The 16073-nt window shown below is 58.3% G+C and carries 12 protein-coding genes; 8 read left to right on the top strand and 4 right to left on the bottom strand.

Annotated features, from left to right (window positions below; genetic code table 11):
- Positions 1–18: 18 nt before the first annotated feature.
- Genes trxA through tmk form a run of 3 tightly spaced genes read left to right on the top strand, consistent with a single transcriptional unit; the run spans position 19 to position 1712 of the window.
- A complete protein-coding gene (gene trxA, locus FVQ81_13395; GenBank protein MBW7997543.1) occupies positions 19–354 on the top strand; it encodes a thioredoxin in 336 nt (111 codons plus the stop codon).
- Positions 355–362: 8 nt separating this feature from the next.
- A complete protein-coding gene (locus FVQ81_13390; protein ID MBW7997542.1) occupies positions 363–974 on the top strand; it encodes a CDP-alcohol phosphatidyltransferase family protein in 612 nt (203 codons plus the stop codon).
- 27 nt (positions 975–1001) lie between these two features.
- Positions 1002–1712 (top strand): dTMP kinase, encoded by a 711-nt coding sequence (tmk, locus tag FVQ81_13385; GenBank protein ID MBW7997541.1) that lies wholly within the window; start codon positions 1002–1004, stop codon positions 1710–1712.
- Positions 1713–1754: 42 nt separating this feature from the next.
- Here tmk and FVQ81_13380 read toward each other — a convergent pair whose 3' ends face one another.
- The gene (locus FVQ81_13380; GenBank protein MBW7997540.1) at positions 1755–3932 is read right to left on the bottom strand and encodes a GspE/PulE family protein; all 2178 of its coding nucleotides are present in this window, start codon (positions 3930–3932) and stop codon (positions 1755–1757) included.
- Positions 3933–4373: 441 nt separating this feature from the next.
- Between FVQ81_13380 and FVQ81_13375 the strand changes: the two genes are divergently transcribed.
- The 4 genes from FVQ81_13375 (at position 4374) to FVQ81_13360 (ending at position 10636) form a co-directional block, all read left to right on the top strand.
- Entirely contained in the window at positions 4374–6638 is a 2265-nt protein-coding gene (locus FVQ81_13375) for a zinc-ribbon domain-containing protein (protein MBW7997539.1), read from the top strand.
- On the top strand, positions 6619–7293 hold the full coding sequence (locus FVQ81_13370) for a hypothetical protein (GenBank protein ID MBW7997538.1): 675 nt from the start codon (positions 6619–6621) through the stop codon (positions 7291–7293). Before FVQ81_13375 ends, FVQ81_13370 begins: the two co-directional genes overlap by 20 nt.
- Before the next feature lie 10 nt (positions 7294–7303).
- Positions 7304–9133: a formylglycine-generating enzyme family protein gene (locus tag FVQ81_13365; protein MBW7997537.1), complete on the top strand. Its 1830-nt coding sequence runs from the start codon at positions 7304–7306 to the stop codon at positions 9131–9133.
- A gap of 285 nt (positions 9134–9418) precedes the next feature.
- Positions 9419–10636 carry a hypothetical protein gene (locus tag FVQ81_13360; GenBank protein MBW7997536.1) on the top strand — a complete coding sequence of 406 codons (1218 nt, stop codon included), beginning with the start codon at positions 9419–9421 and terminating at the stop codon, positions 10634–10636.
- 115 nt (positions 10637–10751) lie between these two features.
- Here FVQ81_13360 and FVQ81_13355 read toward each other — a convergent pair whose 3' ends face one another.
- The 3 genes from FVQ81_13355 to FVQ81_13345 all read right to left on the bottom strand — a co-directional run bounded on the left by FVQ81_13355 (position 10752) and on the right by FVQ81_13345 (position 15393).
- Positions 10752–12455 carry an ABC transporter ATP-binding protein gene (locus FVQ81_13355; GenBank protein MBW7997535.1) on the bottom strand — a complete coding sequence of 568 codons (1704 nt, stop codon included), beginning with the start codon at positions 12453–12455 and terminating at the stop codon, positions 10752–10754.
- Between the two features lie 92 nt (positions 12456–12547).
- On the bottom strand, positions 12548–14335 hold the full coding sequence (locus FVQ81_13350) for an ABC transporter ATP-binding protein (protein MBW7997534.1): 1788 nt from the start codon (positions 14333–14335) through the stop codon (positions 12548–12550).
- Positions 14336–14496: 161 nt separating this feature from the next.
- Positions 14497–15393: a methionine synthase gene (locus FVQ81_13345; protein MBW7997533.1), complete on the bottom strand. Its 897-nt coding sequence runs from the start codon at positions 15391–15393 to the stop codon at positions 14497–14499.
- Positions 15394–15505: 112 nt separating this feature from the next.
- On the opposite strand from FVQ81_13345, the gene FVQ81_13340 reads away from it, so the two are divergent.
- Positions 15506–16073: hypothetical protein (locus tag FVQ81_13340; GenBank protein MBW7997532.1), on the top strand; the 568-nt coding region annotated here is incomplete at its 3' end.

Below are 16073 nucleotides of genomic sequence, written 5' to 3'. Positions count from 1 at the left end.
GCAGAAAGGTGGTGGGTTATGGCCGAGAACAAACCTCAGCCGGTCGGTGATGACTCTTTTGATGAAAAGGTGACTGATTCCTCCGGGATTACGGTTGTCGATTTCTGGGCTCCGTGGTGCGGTCCGTGTCTGCACATGGCTCCGGCGCTCGATTCGTTCGCCGCCGCAAATGACGTTAAAGTAGCCGTTTACAAGGTCGATGTGGACGAAAACCCCAAGACGGCGCAGAAGTTCGAAATCAGAAGCATTCCCACGGTTATTTTCTTCAAGGATGGTCAGCCGGCCGACGTCTCGATTGGCGCTGTCAGCGAGTCCGCCTTGCAAGGTAAACTGGACGCCCTGCTCGAAGGCTGAACCGGACGATGAGATTCACTCCTAAGCTGATTATACACTGGTACATCGACCTGATCAGCCCGCTGATTCGTTTCTGTATCCGCCACCGCGTATCGCCTAACCTGGTGACCACGATCGGGTTCTTCTTTACCGTGGGAGCAGCGCTGGCGTTTGCAATCGATGAGGTGCAGTGGGCCGGGGCTATCCTGCTTTTCAGCGGCACTTTCGATATCATTGACGGCAAGGTGGCCCGCGCCACTGGTTCGAGCAGCAAGTTCGGCTCGTTTTTCGACTCCACCATGGACCGCCTGTCGGATATGATAGTGTACATGGGCTTGCTGTACCTGTATCTGGACAGCGCCCGGATAGAGATGGTCTGGGTGATCTTCGCCGCGATTATCGGTTCGCTGATGGTCAGCTATTGCCGCTCGAAAGCCGAGGCCTTGGGGATCACCTGCAGCGTGGGCCTGTTCCAGCGCCCCGAGCGGGTAGTTTATCTCGGCTTCGGGGCGATCCTGGGACACCTGATGCTCTATATCGTGATCTGGTTTCTCGCCATCGTATCCAACCTGACCATGATCCAGCGGATAGTCCACGTGTACAAGGCCGGCCACGGCATCCCGCTGGAAGACGACAATTAGTTTTTCTTTGAGTATGATCGAGGAGTTATGAAAAGAGGCATTTTCATCACTGTCGAGGGTGGCGAGGGAGTAGGCAAGAGTACGCAGATCGGTATTTTGGGAAAAAAGCTAAAAGCAAAAGGATACGATGTAGTCGAGACTCACGACCCTGGCGGTACGAAAATCGGCGGGCGGATCAGAAGTATCGTTCTGGAGAAAGAGCACAAAGAGCTTTCGCAGGAAACTGAACTGTTGCTGTTCCTTGCGGCCAGGGCGCAGCTGGTGCAGGAAATAATTATTCCGAATCTGGCGGCGGGAAAAATTGTTATTTCGGACAGGTTCTACCACTCCACATACGCATACCAGGGTGGGGCAAGAGGGATCGAATTCGAGACAGTCAAAGCGCTCAATGAATTTGCCATAAGCGGTACCCGTCCAGATATCACTTTTCTGCTCGATTTGACCCCGGACTTGGGCTTTAAACGGATGGAGCCGAAAAGCAACAAGGAAAGGGCGATCCTCGAGGAGCAGGTAACTCTGTCGCTGCATCTGCCGAGTGACAATCAGCGCATAAATATTGACCGGATCGAACGGGAGGGAGATAAATTTCACGAAGAAGTCAGAAACTCTTTTCTCAGGTTAGCGTCTATCGAGCCTGAGCGGATTGTCGTGATCGATTCGGCCCGGCCCAAAGAAGAAGTCGCATCGCAAATCGAAAACCGCGTACTGCAACTGCTGGACGAAAGGTCCAGGCAATAAGCGTACGCGGTCTTTGCTGTTCTCACCGGATTCCGGGCCTGTTCAGGCCCGCACCACCCGCATGACTTCCTCTGTGGATGTGATCCCCTGTGCTGCTTTACCCAGGCTGTCCTTGAAGGTCGGGATCATCCCGTTTGCCAGCGCGGCTTCACGGATTTCATCGCTGGAAACGCTCTTGAGCACCAGTTCCTTGATCGCATCGTTCATGATCAGGATCTCGTGCGTGCCGATCCTGCCCTTGTAGCCGCTGCCGTTACAGGCGTCGCAGCCCTTGGCCTTGAACAGCGTGGCCCCGTCGGCGTACTCGTCGAGCATCTGCAGCTCCTCGTCATTGGGAGAGTACTCCTGCTTGCATTTGGGGCACAGCCTGCGCAGCAGCCGCTGGGCGCAGACCACCAGCAGCGAACTCGAAACCAGGAACGGCTGGATACCCATATCGAGGAAACGGGTCACCGTGCCGGGCGCATCGTTGGTGTGCAGGGTGCTGAACAGCAGGTGGCCGGTCAGCGAGGCCTCGATAGCGATTTCCGCGGTTTCGAGGTCGCGGATCTCACCGACGAGGATTACGTCGGGGTCCTGCCGCAGGTAACAGCGCAGGGCCACGGAGAAAGTAAGGCCGATCTCCCGCCGCATCTGCATCTGGTTGATCCCGAACAGCTGGTACTCCACCGGGTCCTCGGCTGTCTGGATATTGATCGCCGGATCGTTGATCATGTTCAGCGCGGCGTAGAGAGTGGTGGTTTTACCGCTTCCGGTGGGGCCCACGTGCAGGATCATGCCGTATGGGCTCTTGATCATCTTTTCGTAAATTTTGAGGTTGTAATCGGAGAATCCCATCTTGTCCAGCGATACCGAAGTGCTGGTCTTGTCCAGGATGCGCATCACCACTTTTTCCCCGAACACCATCGGACCCACTGCCACGCGAAGGTCGATATCGATGCCGGTGCGGGTGAATTCCTTGAACTTGATCCGGCCGTCCTGGGGCAGCCGGCGCTCGGCGATATTCAGCCCGGACATGATCTTGAGCCTGCTGATCAGCGCCCTGAGCGAGTTGGGCGGCAGTTTGAGTGCCACCCGGCAGATACCGTCCTCCCGGTAGCGCACCAGCACCTCTTTCTCGAACGGCTCCACGTGGATATCGCTGGCGCCGCGGGTGTAGGCGTCCTCGATAATCCGGTTGGCGAGCTGGACGATCGGCGTGCTTTCCTCATCGACATCCTCGTCGAGCTGAACCGATTCCACGTCGTCGGTGCCGTACTCGCTGCCCACCAGCGCGGCCACCTCGTCGATATCCGAGCCTTCGCTCTTGAACAGCCCGTCGATCACCTTCTTGATCCGCGCCTCGGCGCTGACCACGATTTTAGCAACTTCGAGCTTGGTGGCCCAGCGGAAATTGTCGATCCGCTCGAAATCCACCGGGTTGCTGATCGCGATCTCCACCGACTGCGTACCGATCTTCTTGATCGGGAGGATCAGGAACTTTTTCAGGTTCTTTTCGCCCACGAGGTTCATCAGCTTATCGTCGGGCACAAAATCGTCCTCGATCTTGAAATACTCGTGATCGGTGAGCCGGCTGAGGTAGTAGGCCAGCTCCGTGTCGGTCATCTTGATTTCGGGCTTGTGGACTTTCTGGATGATTTTCGCCGAATAGTCGGCGACTTCCTCGAGAATCTGGCGGTCCTTTTCGTTGAACATCTCGGGACCATCGGGCGGGTTCTTGTTGATTATCTGCACCGCGCCGATCACCTCGTCGGTTATCAGCGGCACGGTGATCATGCTCTTGGTCTGGAAATTAGTTTCCTTGTCAACTCCGCTGAAGAAATTCGGGTCGTTCTGCGTATCGAGCGAAATATAGGTTTCGGAGGTTTCGATCACCTTGCCCACGATACCCTGACCGCGTTTCAGCTTGAGCTTGCGGAGGTGGTCGGCTTTTTTCTGGAACGCGCTTTTCAGCTTTTTGTCGCCCTTGTAGAGCATCTCGCTGAAATAGGCATGCGTAAAATGGATCAGGTTGTCGTCGCCAACCGTGTAAATCGTAATCGCCTGGGCCTGGACCAGTTCCACCAGTTTCTGGATAGTGATCTCTAGGACAGTTTCCAGATCCTTTTCGGTTATCTCTCGCTTGGATACCAGGATTTTCAGCAGGTTATTCAATACCTGCTTCTCATCCGCAGCGCTTTTCACCTGGCTGCTGGCAACAGAGAGAGGGGAGTCGCTCATCTAATTCCTCATAGTTTTACTTGTTTGGGCAATACGACCGGACGTTTAATTATACATCCCGCGAGCGGCTGAGACAAGGAGATAACGACACGCATTCACCAGCTATGAACAGTAAAAAGCGGAAAAGCGTTGCGACGGCTCTGACTGGCATGAAGATTGCGGATATCTCATGCCGAACCTCTCTTCAGGAGTGCAATATGTCTTCAAGCCCGGAAGTCCTGTTGTCCTGCGTCCACCTGTTTTCACTGCTGGGAGAGCGTACCCGCTCACGGGAATGCGACCGCCAGTTCGTGGAACGGATGCGCAAATCGATTGATAACAGCCCGCTTGACAGCAGCCGCCAATCTGGGATAAAATAGGTGGATTTGTTGTACTAACTGTCTGAAATCCAGAATATTAGGATTCAGTGTCCCTTAAGGACGACTGCCGGACGGCGAACCGATGCTGCCAGAATATCTTAAATACTGGGGCTTGAACAAGCCCCCGTTTTCGCTGACCCCGGACCCCGAGATGTTGTACATGAGCCGTCAGCACCAGGAGGGGCTGATTCGTCTCAAGTACGCCGTGGTCTCCAACAAGGGTGGGGCATTACTGGTCAGCGAGAACGCGGGAGACGGCAAAACCAGCCTGTTGGCCCGGCTTCGCGGCGAGTTGAGCGATTATTACAATGGCCGCTGCCGGATAGTGTTTATCGACCATCCCACCCTGACCGTCAACCAGATGGTCAGCGAGATCGCCCGCCAGTTGGGAGTCGGCTCCAACACAACAGACAAGCTGATCGTGCTCAATGAACTGCGCGCTTTTCTGCTGAAACGCCATCAGGAGGGCGAGAAATGCGTGGTGATGCTCGACGAGGGGCAGATGCTCTGCCACCGTCCCGATCTGCTGCAGGAGCTGCGAATCCTGCTCAACTTCTGTGTTTCGGACGCTTTCCTGCTGACGTTTATCTTCTCGGGTCAGAAGCCGCTGGATGAGGCCATCCGCGCGATGCCCGAGTTCCACCAGCGCCTGCCCGTACGTTTTTTCCTGAGCAACCTCGACATGGACGACACCAGGGAACTGATCCGGTATCGCCTGAGGATGGCGGGCAATCCTCAGGAACGCGAGATGTTCAGTGAGGACGGGTTCGTGGGGATCTATAACTATTCGAAAGGCTGCCCCAGGGTGATCTGCTCGGTCGCGGACCTTTCGCTGGTGATCGCCCACAGCCGCTTTTCCGATCAGGTGGATTTCGTCTCGGTCAGCCAGGCCACCAGCGACATGAACCGCACGGACGGGACATATCACTATTACCATTTCCTGACGTCGTTCAACTCGAAGGAAGAAAACCGGCGGCCGGTAATATCAGAACCGGAAAAAAACTCAATCCCATGCCGCTCCTGCGGGGAAACCGTGCAGCCGGAAGCGACTTTCTGCCCGCACTGCGGGAATTCGATGCTGGAGGGAAGCGAAGCGGGGCAGGTGGAAGAAACAGAGGCGGAGATGCCGCAATCCGCCGCTTTCACCGAAGAGCCGTTCACCGTGCAGGAAGATTTTCAAGCGCAGGATGTTTCAGCTCCCGGTGATTCTGCTGATGTTCCCGTTGTGGATGAGCCGGCGGAAAAAGCGGCCCCCGAACAGCATGACCCAGCCGCGGAGGCGGATACGGAAACAGCGGAATCATTCGCTGAGGGCGGCCATAATGATCCGGGAGCAAACCTCCAGCGCGCGCTCAGATTTATTCTCGACGGCGAGGACAGGGTTCAGGATGAATCACGGGCGGCCGAGGAGGAACAGTCGCCGGCAGAGCATGTATCCGGCCAATTATTTACGATGGAGCCGCCGGCAGCCGATATAATAGAAGATGAGAGCCCCGCTCAAACTCCGGTACAGGAGACACCTCAGGAGGCCGCCACCGAACAGCCGGCAGCCGAGGAAACCGGAGATCGGGAGGACGAACCGGCGGAGGATGAGGTTATTGAATTGAGTTTGGCTCCGCAGATACCATCGGCTATGAAGATAACTGCCGAGGAAGTTGAAGTTCATGAAGAGAATAAGAAGCCCGATCCAGCAGCGGTCAAGTGCAGTTTCTGCGGCCTGGAATTGAGTCCGGAAACACCGGAATGCCCCAACTGCGGCGAAAAACTTAATGGCGACGGCGAGGAGCAGGAAGGTGGTATGGGAGCAGCCGGTGAGGCAGATGACGAGGAGGACGAATCGGCGAAACCAGAGCAGGAACTGCTTGATGGTCTGCGGGAATTGAAGCTTGAAAAGTTTATTCCGCCCGGAGGCGAGATGGGTGATAACGGCAACCTGGAGATGCTCGCCCTGCCGAGGCCGCGATGGCTGGGGCGGGCCGCGGTTGTCCAGTACATATCCAGCGGCGAGAACGAAGACTACACAACCCGCTGCGGCGTAAGAGTCGGCTCGGATGCACTGCTGATCGAACTGGGCCGCCACCGGACCGACAGGCTCGAATATGCGGTTGTGGAGGATATCGCCACCGATACCGTCTCCGGCAGCGGTACGATGCTGCTGGGTCAACTGGTCATTAAGTCCGCGGCGGGCACATACCGGCTTACTCTGCCGTTCAACGCCGAGGTCGGAAGCAGGCTGGCCGGACTGCTGCACAATTATATCGAGAGCAAGCGGCCCGATGGAGTTACGGCGGCCGGCAACACGGGCCACCAGAGCGCGGAGGTCGGCGATGACAATGGACACGACTGAAATGTGGACATTCGGCGCCTTGGTCCTGCTGTTGTTCGCCGGCTGGATCTGGCTGCGCCGCCATCAGCATAAAAACCGGCTGGAGCGGGAGCGCAAGCTGCGCTGCAAGGAACTGATCCTCGACCACCGCCTGCCGCTGGTCCGCAGAAAAGTCGATTTCAACCTGCTGGTCGATCTGGTCAGGGAAGGGATCGGCATCCCGCAGCTGGAAAAAGTGATCGAGCTGCTGACCGCCGGACCCGTGGAGTACCATATCGACGAGGACGACGAGGGCGAAGGTCTGGAAATGATCCTCGGTCTCGAGGACAAGCCTGCCGAGGCCGGGGAAAAAACCGGGCCGGAGAAAAAGAAACCTGAGGAGCAGCCGGTTAATCAGGAAGATGAATCAGTGGAAGAGGTGGAGGTTGAGGAGGGCATGCCTCCGGAAAAGGAAAAAGCCTGGTTCCGCATGGCCCACAACCGCTACCGTCACGCCCTGGCCGATAAGGAGATTACCGAGCGTCAGGCCAAGTTCCGGATGCTGGTAAAAATGGTGGAACTGGGTAAGAAGGCGGTCAAGGACGACAGTACCAAACCGGTTAAACGCAAGGAATACGAAATCACTTTGTGGGATAAGTTCTACGAGAACGAATACCTGGAGCTGAACCAGGAATAACGGCGTCGCCATGAAACTCAACGGGATGACTAAATACGCGCCCTGGCTGTTACTCGCTCTTCTGATAGCCGGGCCGACAAGTCCCCTGCCGGCAGGCAGCCGCCTGGGCAAGGTGACGGGTATCATGGGCGAGGTGGTCGCGATCAATCTCGGCTCCCTTCACGGTGTGCGCCAGGGATTGCGCGGCCGGGTGTTCAAGTTCGACGAGGAAAAGCAGACAGTTAACGTGGCGCGGATCCAGGTAATCGGCGTGGAGGACGAAAGCTGTCTGGCACGGATTACCCAACAGCTGACCGACAGTGTCAGAGTGGGGCAGTTTGTCGATATCGATGGTACTGTCAGTCCGCGTTCCCTGCAGCGGGTGGACGTTGTCGCCGAGCTGGAGGAAGCCGCGCGCAACTATTTCGCCGCCAAGCATTACACCGAACCCGACAGCGCCAACTGCCTGAATGTCTGCAACGAGCTCCTCCAGCGCGATCCCGGCAACAGGCTGGCCCAGGAACTCAAGCGTCAGATGGGTCGCAACTACGATGCATGGGCCGAACAGGAAAGCTATAACGGCTATTTCACATACGCGCTGATCTATTACGCCAGGATCAGGAAAATCGATCCCTCCCAGGAGCGGATCTACCCGCTGATCTGGGACATTATCGATCTGATCGACGTGGAGAGCGAGGTTGTCCTGGTGGACATTGAACCGGGCCGTCCGCCGGATTATTACTATTCGATCGGGTATCAGTACTACCAGAACGGCCAGTTCGATAAGGCGATTCGTTATTACCAGTGGATTCTCGACCGACATATGTATAACGACCTCGCCGCCACCGAGGGAATCGAGCTGTGCCGCGATATGCAGCGGCTCCTGGCCGACCTGCGCCGGATCAGGCGGCAGAGAGCCGCGCTCGAAGCCGAGCAGCAGCGCCAGATCGACCAGGAAAGCCTCCAGGCCCGCAAGCGGCTGGAGCAGGCGCGCTATTATATCACGGTGGCGGAGGAAAAGTACAGGCAGCGGGACTGGACTGGAGCGCTGGTTTATTATCTCAAGCTGCTGGATATCTTCCCCGACGATTCGATAGCGATGCAGCGCAGAGAGAATATCAGCAAGGCCGACATGGTGATGATTCCGGCCGGGGAATTCAGCCGCGGCAGCAGCGAACGGGAAATCGGCGAGGTTAAAGTTGATTTCTCGAGCAACAATATGCTGAACAGGGAACTGCCCAAGAATTGGGTCTATCTCGATTCATTCCTGATCGACCGCTACGAGGTAACCAACCGCCAGTACCGCGACTTTGTCGCCGGCACGGACCACAGCCCGCCGCTGATGTGGCAGAACGGCACCTATCCCGAGGGTAAGGGCGACCACCCGGTTGTTTATGTCTCCTGGCTTGATGCCAAGGCCTATGCGGGTTGGATCGGCAAGCGCCTGCCTACCGAACGCGAATGGGAGAAAGCCGCGCGCGGCGCCAACGGGTTCCAGTGGCCCTGGGGAGATCAGTTTTATCCCCACAGGGCTAACGCAAAGGAGAGCGGCAAGGGGACCACCATGCCTGTCGGCAGCTACGTCAACGGCACCAACGAATACGGAGTGATGGACCTGGCCGGCAATGTCTGGGAGTGGGTCGAGGACCGGCTCGAACCCTATGAAAGCTATGATTATGAACTGCTGTATTTCCCGCGCGGTTATTACAAGATACAACGCGGGGGATCGTTCAAAACCACCGGCGACTATACCCGCGGAGCATTCCGCGGAGCAGGTGAGTTAGACCAGCTTTACAGCGACGTGGGCTTCCGCTGCACCCGCGAAGTCGTAATCAGAACCGAAAGTCCGGAAGCCGAATAAAACCCCATCCGACCGGCTGACGGGAACTTCCTCCCTCGGCAGGTGTACTCCACTCTTAGCAGCCCTTCAGCGGTATCCGATAACTGATCCCGGCCGCAAAACAAACGATAACTGCCCGCGCACGAGTTGTTTTTTTCGCTTTAGCGTTTATCTTTGCTCCAGGCGACACTTTCTCGCACCTCGCGGGTACAGACCCCGGCCAGACACGGTTTACCCCGGCTTGGGTTAACGGCCGCAGGATTAACCAGTTAAGTCAGCATGGACTGGAATTCAGCCGGAGATACGATGCTCCCCAGATGCAAACTGCCGGTCAGGATGACAGGATGCCGTCTGCGTGACCGGGTCCGGAACACGGGCTGGTTGTCCTTGGCGGGTGTCCTGCTGATGCTGGCCGGGCCGGTTTCGCTGGCAGCCGGGCCGTTTCTCGACAATCAAATCCGTGAACTGGTCTGGCTCAATTGCAGTGGAATGGCGGTCGAAAGTTTCGGGAGTGTGGGAACGCTGATTTCCGAGCAGCCGGACAACTACGCAGCCTACCTCCTGCGGGCCAACTGCTATGGCTGGTTTATCGCCCGCAATCCCGAAAACAGGATGTACGATAATTCCTTGATCGAATCGCTGGACGCCTGTATCGAGCACGCGGAAAATGTGGACAAGAAATCGCCGCGCTACGGTCATGCGCTCTACTACCGTGCTTTGGCAGCTGTGCTCAAGGCCAGATTCCGCGCCCTGCGCGGCTACCAGATCTCATCGCGCTGGGGAACCCGCGGCGCCAAGGATGTCGCCGATCAGCTGGCCGGGCATTTCCCCGAGGATATCAATGCGCGCCTGCCGCAGGCCATCTTCGACGCCACCTGGGGGGGAAGCTCTATCTGGCAGCGGGTGGTGCTGTTCACCCTCACCATCCCCCGCGGCAACCGGGAACGGGGGCTCGCGACTCTGGAGGAAATCTCCGGGCAGAACGGGGATTCCCGGCTCTGGGCCATGCTCGTGCTGCTGGATATTTACATGGCCGATGAGAACGCATCGCAGAAGTACCTCGAAACGGCCGAGAAACTGCACAACCTGTTCCCCGATAATTCGGTGGTCCAGCTGGAACTGGCCGACAGCTACCGCAGGCTGGAACGCTGGGTGCTGGCCGAGGCGGTTTACCGCTCGATTCTGGCCAAGGTCAACAACAGGATCGCCAGCTACGACGAAGTCGTCTTCGAGATCAGCCGGCTGCGGATGGTGGAGAGCAAGGTGAACTTGCTCAAGATGGACGAGGCGTTCCAGGTGGTGCATGAAATCCTGATCTCGAACCCGATCAACCCGGACTGGGTGATTCCCTGGGCCCATTACTGGACTGCCAGGATCTACGTGCACCGTGATGAACCTCTGCGGGCCAGGCGGGCGCTGGGGTATGCCCGGGACGGGAAGGATTTCAACAAGCTGCACGAGCGGTCGGATAAGTTGAAGGACCGGGTGAAAAAGATGATCGAGGAGCAGGAGAAGGGCGGGTAGTGTATTGCTTGGAACAGCAGGCAAAAGCGGGCGGACCCGTGTGTCCGCCCAGTTATCTGGCATCCCCTCGCGTGTTTTTTATGGCGGACTGAATTCAATAATGCCTGCGCCCGCCTCACGCCTCGGGCAGGGCAACTTCCTGGTCCCTGTACTGCAACTGGTAGAGGTTGAAATAAATCCCTCGCCTGGCCAGCAGCTCCTCGTGGGTCCCGGTTTCGGCAATCCGGCCGTGGTGCATCACCAGGATCCGGTCCACGTGGCGGATTGTGGAGAGCCGGTGGGCGATCACCAGGCTGGTGCGGCCGGTGATCAGCCGTTCCAGGGCAGCCTGGATCACATGCTCGGTGTGGGTGTCCACGCTGCTGGTCGCCTCGTCCAGCACCAGGATACTCGGGCTGGTGTACATCACCCTGGTGAACGAGAGCAGTTGGCGCTGGCCCACGCTGAGCGTGGAGCCGCGTTCGGTGAGTACGTGGTCGTAACCGCCCGGCAGACGGCTGATAAACCCGTGGGCGCCGATCGCTTTCGACGCTTCGAGTATCCGCTCCATCGAGGGGTCGTCCTCGCCCAGGGCGATATTACTCTTGACCGTTCCGCTGAAAATGAACACGTCCTGCAGGGCGATGCCGATATTCTGGCGCAGCATCTTCTTGCTCAGCTTACGGATATCTGTCCCGTCGATTGTGATTTCCCCGCCCCGGATATCGTAGAACCGGGCCAGCAGGTTGATAATCGTGGTCTTGCCCGCGCCGGTTGACCCGACAATCGCGATTTTCTCTCCAGGCTCCACGGTAAATCCGACCCCTTTGAGTACCGGTTCGCCCTCGTTGTAGGCGAACTGCACGTCGCGGAACTCCACGCGGCCTTCCACCCGGTCCAGCCACACCGGGCTGTCGGGTTCGGGGATGATCTGCCGGGTGTCCAGCAGGTTGAATATACGCTCGCTGCTGGCCGCGGCGGCCTGGAAGATGTTGTACTTCTCGCTAAGGTCGCTGATCGGCCGGAAAAATTTCCCGGAGTACTGGATAAAGGCCACCAGCACCCCGAAGGTCAGCGTACCCTCCATCACGTTCACTCCTCCGTACCAGAGGATAATTGCGGTGGCGAACGCCCCGATCAGCTCCATCAGCGGGAAGAACAGCGCGTAGTAGAACACGGTATTGAGGTGGGCGTCCATGTTTTCCGCGTTAAGTACATCGAATTTGTCCCGCGTTTTATCCTGCTGGTTGAACAACTGGATCACGCTTATACCGCTGAGTGCTTCCTGGAGGAACGCGTTGATCCGCGCGATCCTGGCCCGCACCAGCCGGAACGCCTCGCGCAGCTTGCCGCGGAAATAGAACGTGACCACCAGCAGCACCGGCAGGATACTGAATATGAGCAGGGCCAGCTTCCAGTGCAGCAGCAGCATCGCCAACATGATCCCGGCAATCATCGCCAGGTCGCCGATCACGGTAACCAGGCCGGTGGAAAACAGCTGGTTCAGCACCTCCACGTCGCTGGTGGCGCGGGTAACCAGCCGGCCCACGGGGTTGCGGTCGAAATAGCGCAGGGAGAGCCTCTGCAGGTGGCCGAAAATATCCATCCGCAGATTGTACATCGTTTTCTGACCCAGGTAGTTGGTGATATACGCCTGGATGAAACTGAAGATGAAATCGCCGAGAGCCACCGCCAGGTAGATCCACAGCAGGCCAACCAGTCCCTTTGTGTCGCCGGGCAGTATGTAGCGGTCGATACCGACCTTGACCAGGTAGGGTTCGATCAGCTGGCAGCCGGAGCTGGCCAGCAGGGCGATCGCGCCGAGCACGACAAACTTCATGTTGGGCCGCAGGTAGCGGTACAGCCTGCGGGCCAGGCGCGAGTCGTAGGCCTTGCCGGTTATCTTGTCTTCGGTTATGAAACTGTCGCCCCTCAACTTATCCTCTCGATCCTCTCCTGGAGCAGCTGCTTCTCGTAGAGCGAGGCGTAGTAGCCGTCCTGTGCCAGCAACTCCTCGTGGGTGCCGCGCTGGGTTGTTCGGCCGTCCTCCAGCACCACAATCTGGTCAGCGTGCTTGATCGTGCTGATCCTGTGGCTGACAATCAGCGTGGTCCGTCTGCCGGAGAAATGGCTCAGGGAGCGCAGAATCCGGTCCTCGGTCTGGGTGTCCACGCTGCTGAAACAGTCGTCCAGCAGCAGGATCGGCGAATCGAGCATCAGCGCCCGGCCGATAGTTGTCCGCTGTTTCTGGCCGCCGGAGAGGTTGATCCCGCGCTCGCCCAGCAGGGTGTCGATCTGGTTGGGAAACTCGGCGATATCGTCCTCCAGCCCCGCCATCCGCACTGCTTCCCTGATCTGCTTCTCGCCCGGATCGGACTCAAGCCCGTAGGCGAAATTGTCGCGGATACTGACCGAGAACAGAAACGTGTCCTGGGGCACGGCGGCTATCGAACCGCGCAGCAGCTTGAGCGGCCAGTCCAGCACGTCCACGCCCTCCACTAATACGCTGCCCTTTTCCGGGTTGAACAGTCGCGGGATCAGGTTCAACAGGGTGCTTTTCCCGCAGCCCACCGGTCCGATCACCGCCAGCGTGCTCCCGGCCGGAACGTCAATCGAGATATCCTTCAATACCGGTTGTTCGCTGCCCGGGTAGGTGAAAGTCAGGTGGCGGATCGAGATATCGCCGCGCACGGAATCGGCTCCGGTGATTTCCGGTGAGGGTTCGACGGGGTCGGCGATATCGCTGGCGGTGCCGAAAATCTCCATGATCCGGCCCAGCGAGGCCCGTCCGCGCTGGATGATATTCAGCACGAAGCCGATCGCGATCATCGGCCAGTACATCATCCCCAGGTACAGCAGGAAAGCCGTGAAATCGCCTAGGGTTATCGTCCCGCGGATAATCAGCAGGCCGCCGTAGCCCATCACCACCAGCATCGAAAGTGCGGCCAGCAGGCTCATCAGCGGCCGCAGCAGTCCGGAGACAATTACCAGTCTCATGTTGCGGTCCAGGTATTCACGGTTCATCTCGTCGAAATGGGCTATCTCGCTCTCCTCGCGGGTGAAACTCTTGATTACCCGCATGCCGCTCAGGTTTTCCTGAACCCTGGCGGTAATTTCGCTCAACTGCTGCTGGACCTGTTTTGAGCGGTCATGGACCATGGCGCCGATCTTGTTGTAGCTCATGGCCACAAATACCAGCGGCAGAAAACTGAGCAGGGTCAGCTTCCAGTCGATATACATCATCACCGGCAGGGCGAACAGAATCGTTACCAGGGTCTGGAACGTGTACATGATCGCCGGGCCGAGCAGCATGCGGACCTCGTTGAGATCATTGGTGGCCCGGCTGAGAATATCCCCGATCCGCGAGTGCTGGTAAAACGAGAGTGAGAGTGTCTGGAGATGGTCGAACAGATCGGCCCTGATCTTGTACTCGATCTTCCGGCTGATCCCGATCAGGATTTTGCGCATCAGGAAACGGAACACGCCCTGGACGGCCGTGAGCGCTACAACGCCGGCCACCGCCAGCAGCAGGATCCTGACGCCTCTGTTCTTCTCGATAGCATCGATACCGAGCTTGATCACCAGGGGCGAAAGCATACCCAGCGAATTGGTCAGGAACGCGAAGAGCAGCCCGATGGTGAACCATTTGCGGTGGGGCTGGAGATATATTCCAAGGGGCTTGACCGAGGCCCAGAATCCGTTGCTTTCCGGTTTTCGCAAAGCCGTGACACCTCGTTGTTTCCAGGTAGATTATGAAGAGCACTACAGCGTGCGGGCAAACAGACGGGCGGAGTCCGATTGAGCCGGCTGAAGCTGCAACTGTCTGTTCCGCAAAACAGTTGCAACTCCCGCCGCGATTTGTCTGAATTTATGCGCCGGGTTTACAGCTCCAGATTGGAGCGGGCCGCCGCGATATAATCCGGAGTACTGCCGCAGCATCCTCCCAGGATGCGTACACCGGCTTCCTTGAAGCGCACGGCGTAAGCGGCCGTCTCCCGTGCCGTTTCCGGAAAAACCGTTACCCCGTCCCGAACCTCCGGCGCACCTGCATTCGGCTGCGCCGCGACCGGCAATTCAGTGGCCAGGGCCATCTCGGCGGTTACTTTCAGCATGTCTTCACTGCCCATACCGCAGTTGGCGCCCACCATCTGCACTCCCGCACTTTCCATCCGCTGGGCCGCCTCGGTGGGCGACAGGCCCCACATGGTCCTTATCCCGCCGGGAGAACCGGCGAACGTCATCGAACCCAGCACGGGGATATCATCGGCCGCCTCGCGAACCGCTTCCAGCGCGCAAATCAGTTCCTCCACGTCCATGAAAGTCTCCAGCGCGATCATCCTCACACCGCCGTCCACCAGCCCGCGGGCCTGACGGGCGTAACCCTCGCGCAGCTTATCCCTGGATGCGCCGCCGCCCCATTCTTCCAGGATTTCACCGCTTGGCCCCATGTCGCCGGCCACGACAGCTTTGTCGGCCGAGGCCTCGACCGCGATTTCGGCCGCCGCCCGGTTGATTTCCTCGGTCTTGCCGTCCGCGCCGTAATGGGCCAGCTTGAACGGGTTGGCCCCGAACGTATTGGCGATAACGATGTCGCTGCCCGCCTCGATATTGGCCCGGTGAATCGCCATGACCTTCTCCCGGCCAGCGGGATCGATATTCCACAGTTCGCCGCACTCGCTGCCGCTGACCAGCCCGGAGAGCTCCAGCATTGTTCCCATCGCGCTGTCGGTCAGCAGCATGCCCTGCCGGTCGAGTTGTTCCAGCAGCCGGTCGTCCATCACGGTATCTTCCTGATACCAGGATTAAAAAATAGTTCAAATAATTTAGCAAAACTAATATATTGAGCACCCGAAAGCAAGATCGGGAAAGTTAAAGCAAGGGGAGAGGCCGATGTCCGAGGCTGCGGCAGATACAGTGGCTAAACTGCCTAAAATAGAGCTGCACGTGCATTTTGAAGGTTGTATCGGGCCGGAGATGCTGGCTGCGGTGTCCGCCGGGAGAAAATTCGCTAAGGGGGCCGTGGAGGACCTCTACCGCTTCGATGATTTCCCGGGCTTCCTCAAAGCCTATTCACGGGTGATGGACGTTCTGGACGAACCCGCGGATTTCCGGCTGGCGGCCCGTGGGATAGCCAACGCCCTGGACCGCCGGAATGTTGTCTACGTGGAATTCATCTTTACTCCGCTGCCCCATATCCGCCGCGGACTGGATCATAACCGCGTAATCGAGGCGATCCTGCGGGGGCTGGACGACGCCCGTGGGGACGGTGCCGCGCTCGAATCCGCGTTTATTTACGACACGGTCCGCCAGTGGGGGCCGCAAGCCGCCGAGGACAGCGCCGAAATCGCAGTCGGGGACCTGAATCAGGGCCTGCCGGTGGTGGGCTTCGGGGTGGGCGGAGATGAACTCGGCTGCCCGGCCGCTGAGCTGCGGCCTGCCTTCCAGTTGGCCGCCGATG

Source organism: Candidatus Glassbacteria bacterium (assembly GCA_019456185.1).
Lineage (GTDB): Bacteria > Gemmatimonadota > Glassbacteria > GWA2-58-10 > GWA2-58-10 > JAJRTS01.
The sequence above is the reverse complement of the archived record's forward strand: the minus strand, read 5'-3'. Positions and strand labels throughout refer to the sequence as shown.

Bases quoted from the DNA above. Each gene is read 5' to 3' on its own strand.
- FVQ81_13390 (MBW7997542.1), top strand. From the start codon at position 363: ATGAGATTCACTCCTAAGCTGATTATACACTGGTACATCGACCTGATC.
- FVQ81_13375 (MBW7997539.1), top strand. From the start codon at position 4,374: ATGCTGCCAGAATATCTTAAATACTGGGGCTTGAACAAGCCCCCGTTT.
- FVQ81_13345 (MBW7997533.1), bottom strand. From the start codon at position 15,393: ATGGACGACCGGCTGCTGGAACAACTCGACCGGCAGGGCATGCTGCTG.
- FVQ81_13380 (MBW7997540.1), bottom strand. From the start codon at position 3,932: ATGAGCGACTCCCCTCTCTCTGTTGCCAGCAGCCAGGTGAAAAGCGCT.
- FVQ81_13360 (MBW7997536.1), top strand. From the start codon at position 9,419: ATGCTCCCCAGATGCAAACTGCCGGTCAGGATGACAGGATGCCGTCTG.
- FVQ81_13370 (MBW7997538.1), top strand. From the start codon at position 6,619: ATGACAATGGACACGACTGAAATGTGGACATTCGGCGCCTTGGTCCTG.
- tmk (MBW7997541.1), top strand. From the start codon at position 1,002: ATGAAAAGAGGCATTTTCATCACTGTCGAGGGTGGCGAGGGAGTAGGC.
- trxA (MBW7997543.1), top strand. From the start codon at position 19: ATGGCCGAGAACAAACCTCAGCCGGTCGGTGATGACTCTTTTGATGAA.
- FVQ81_13355 (MBW7997535.1), bottom strand. From the start codon at position 12,455: ATGAAGTTTGTCGTGCTCGGCGCGATCGCCCTGCTGGCCAGCTCCGGC.
- FVQ81_13365 (MBW7997537.1), top strand. From the start codon at position 7,304: ATGAAACTCAACGGGATGACTAAATACGCGCCCTGGCTGTTACTCGCT.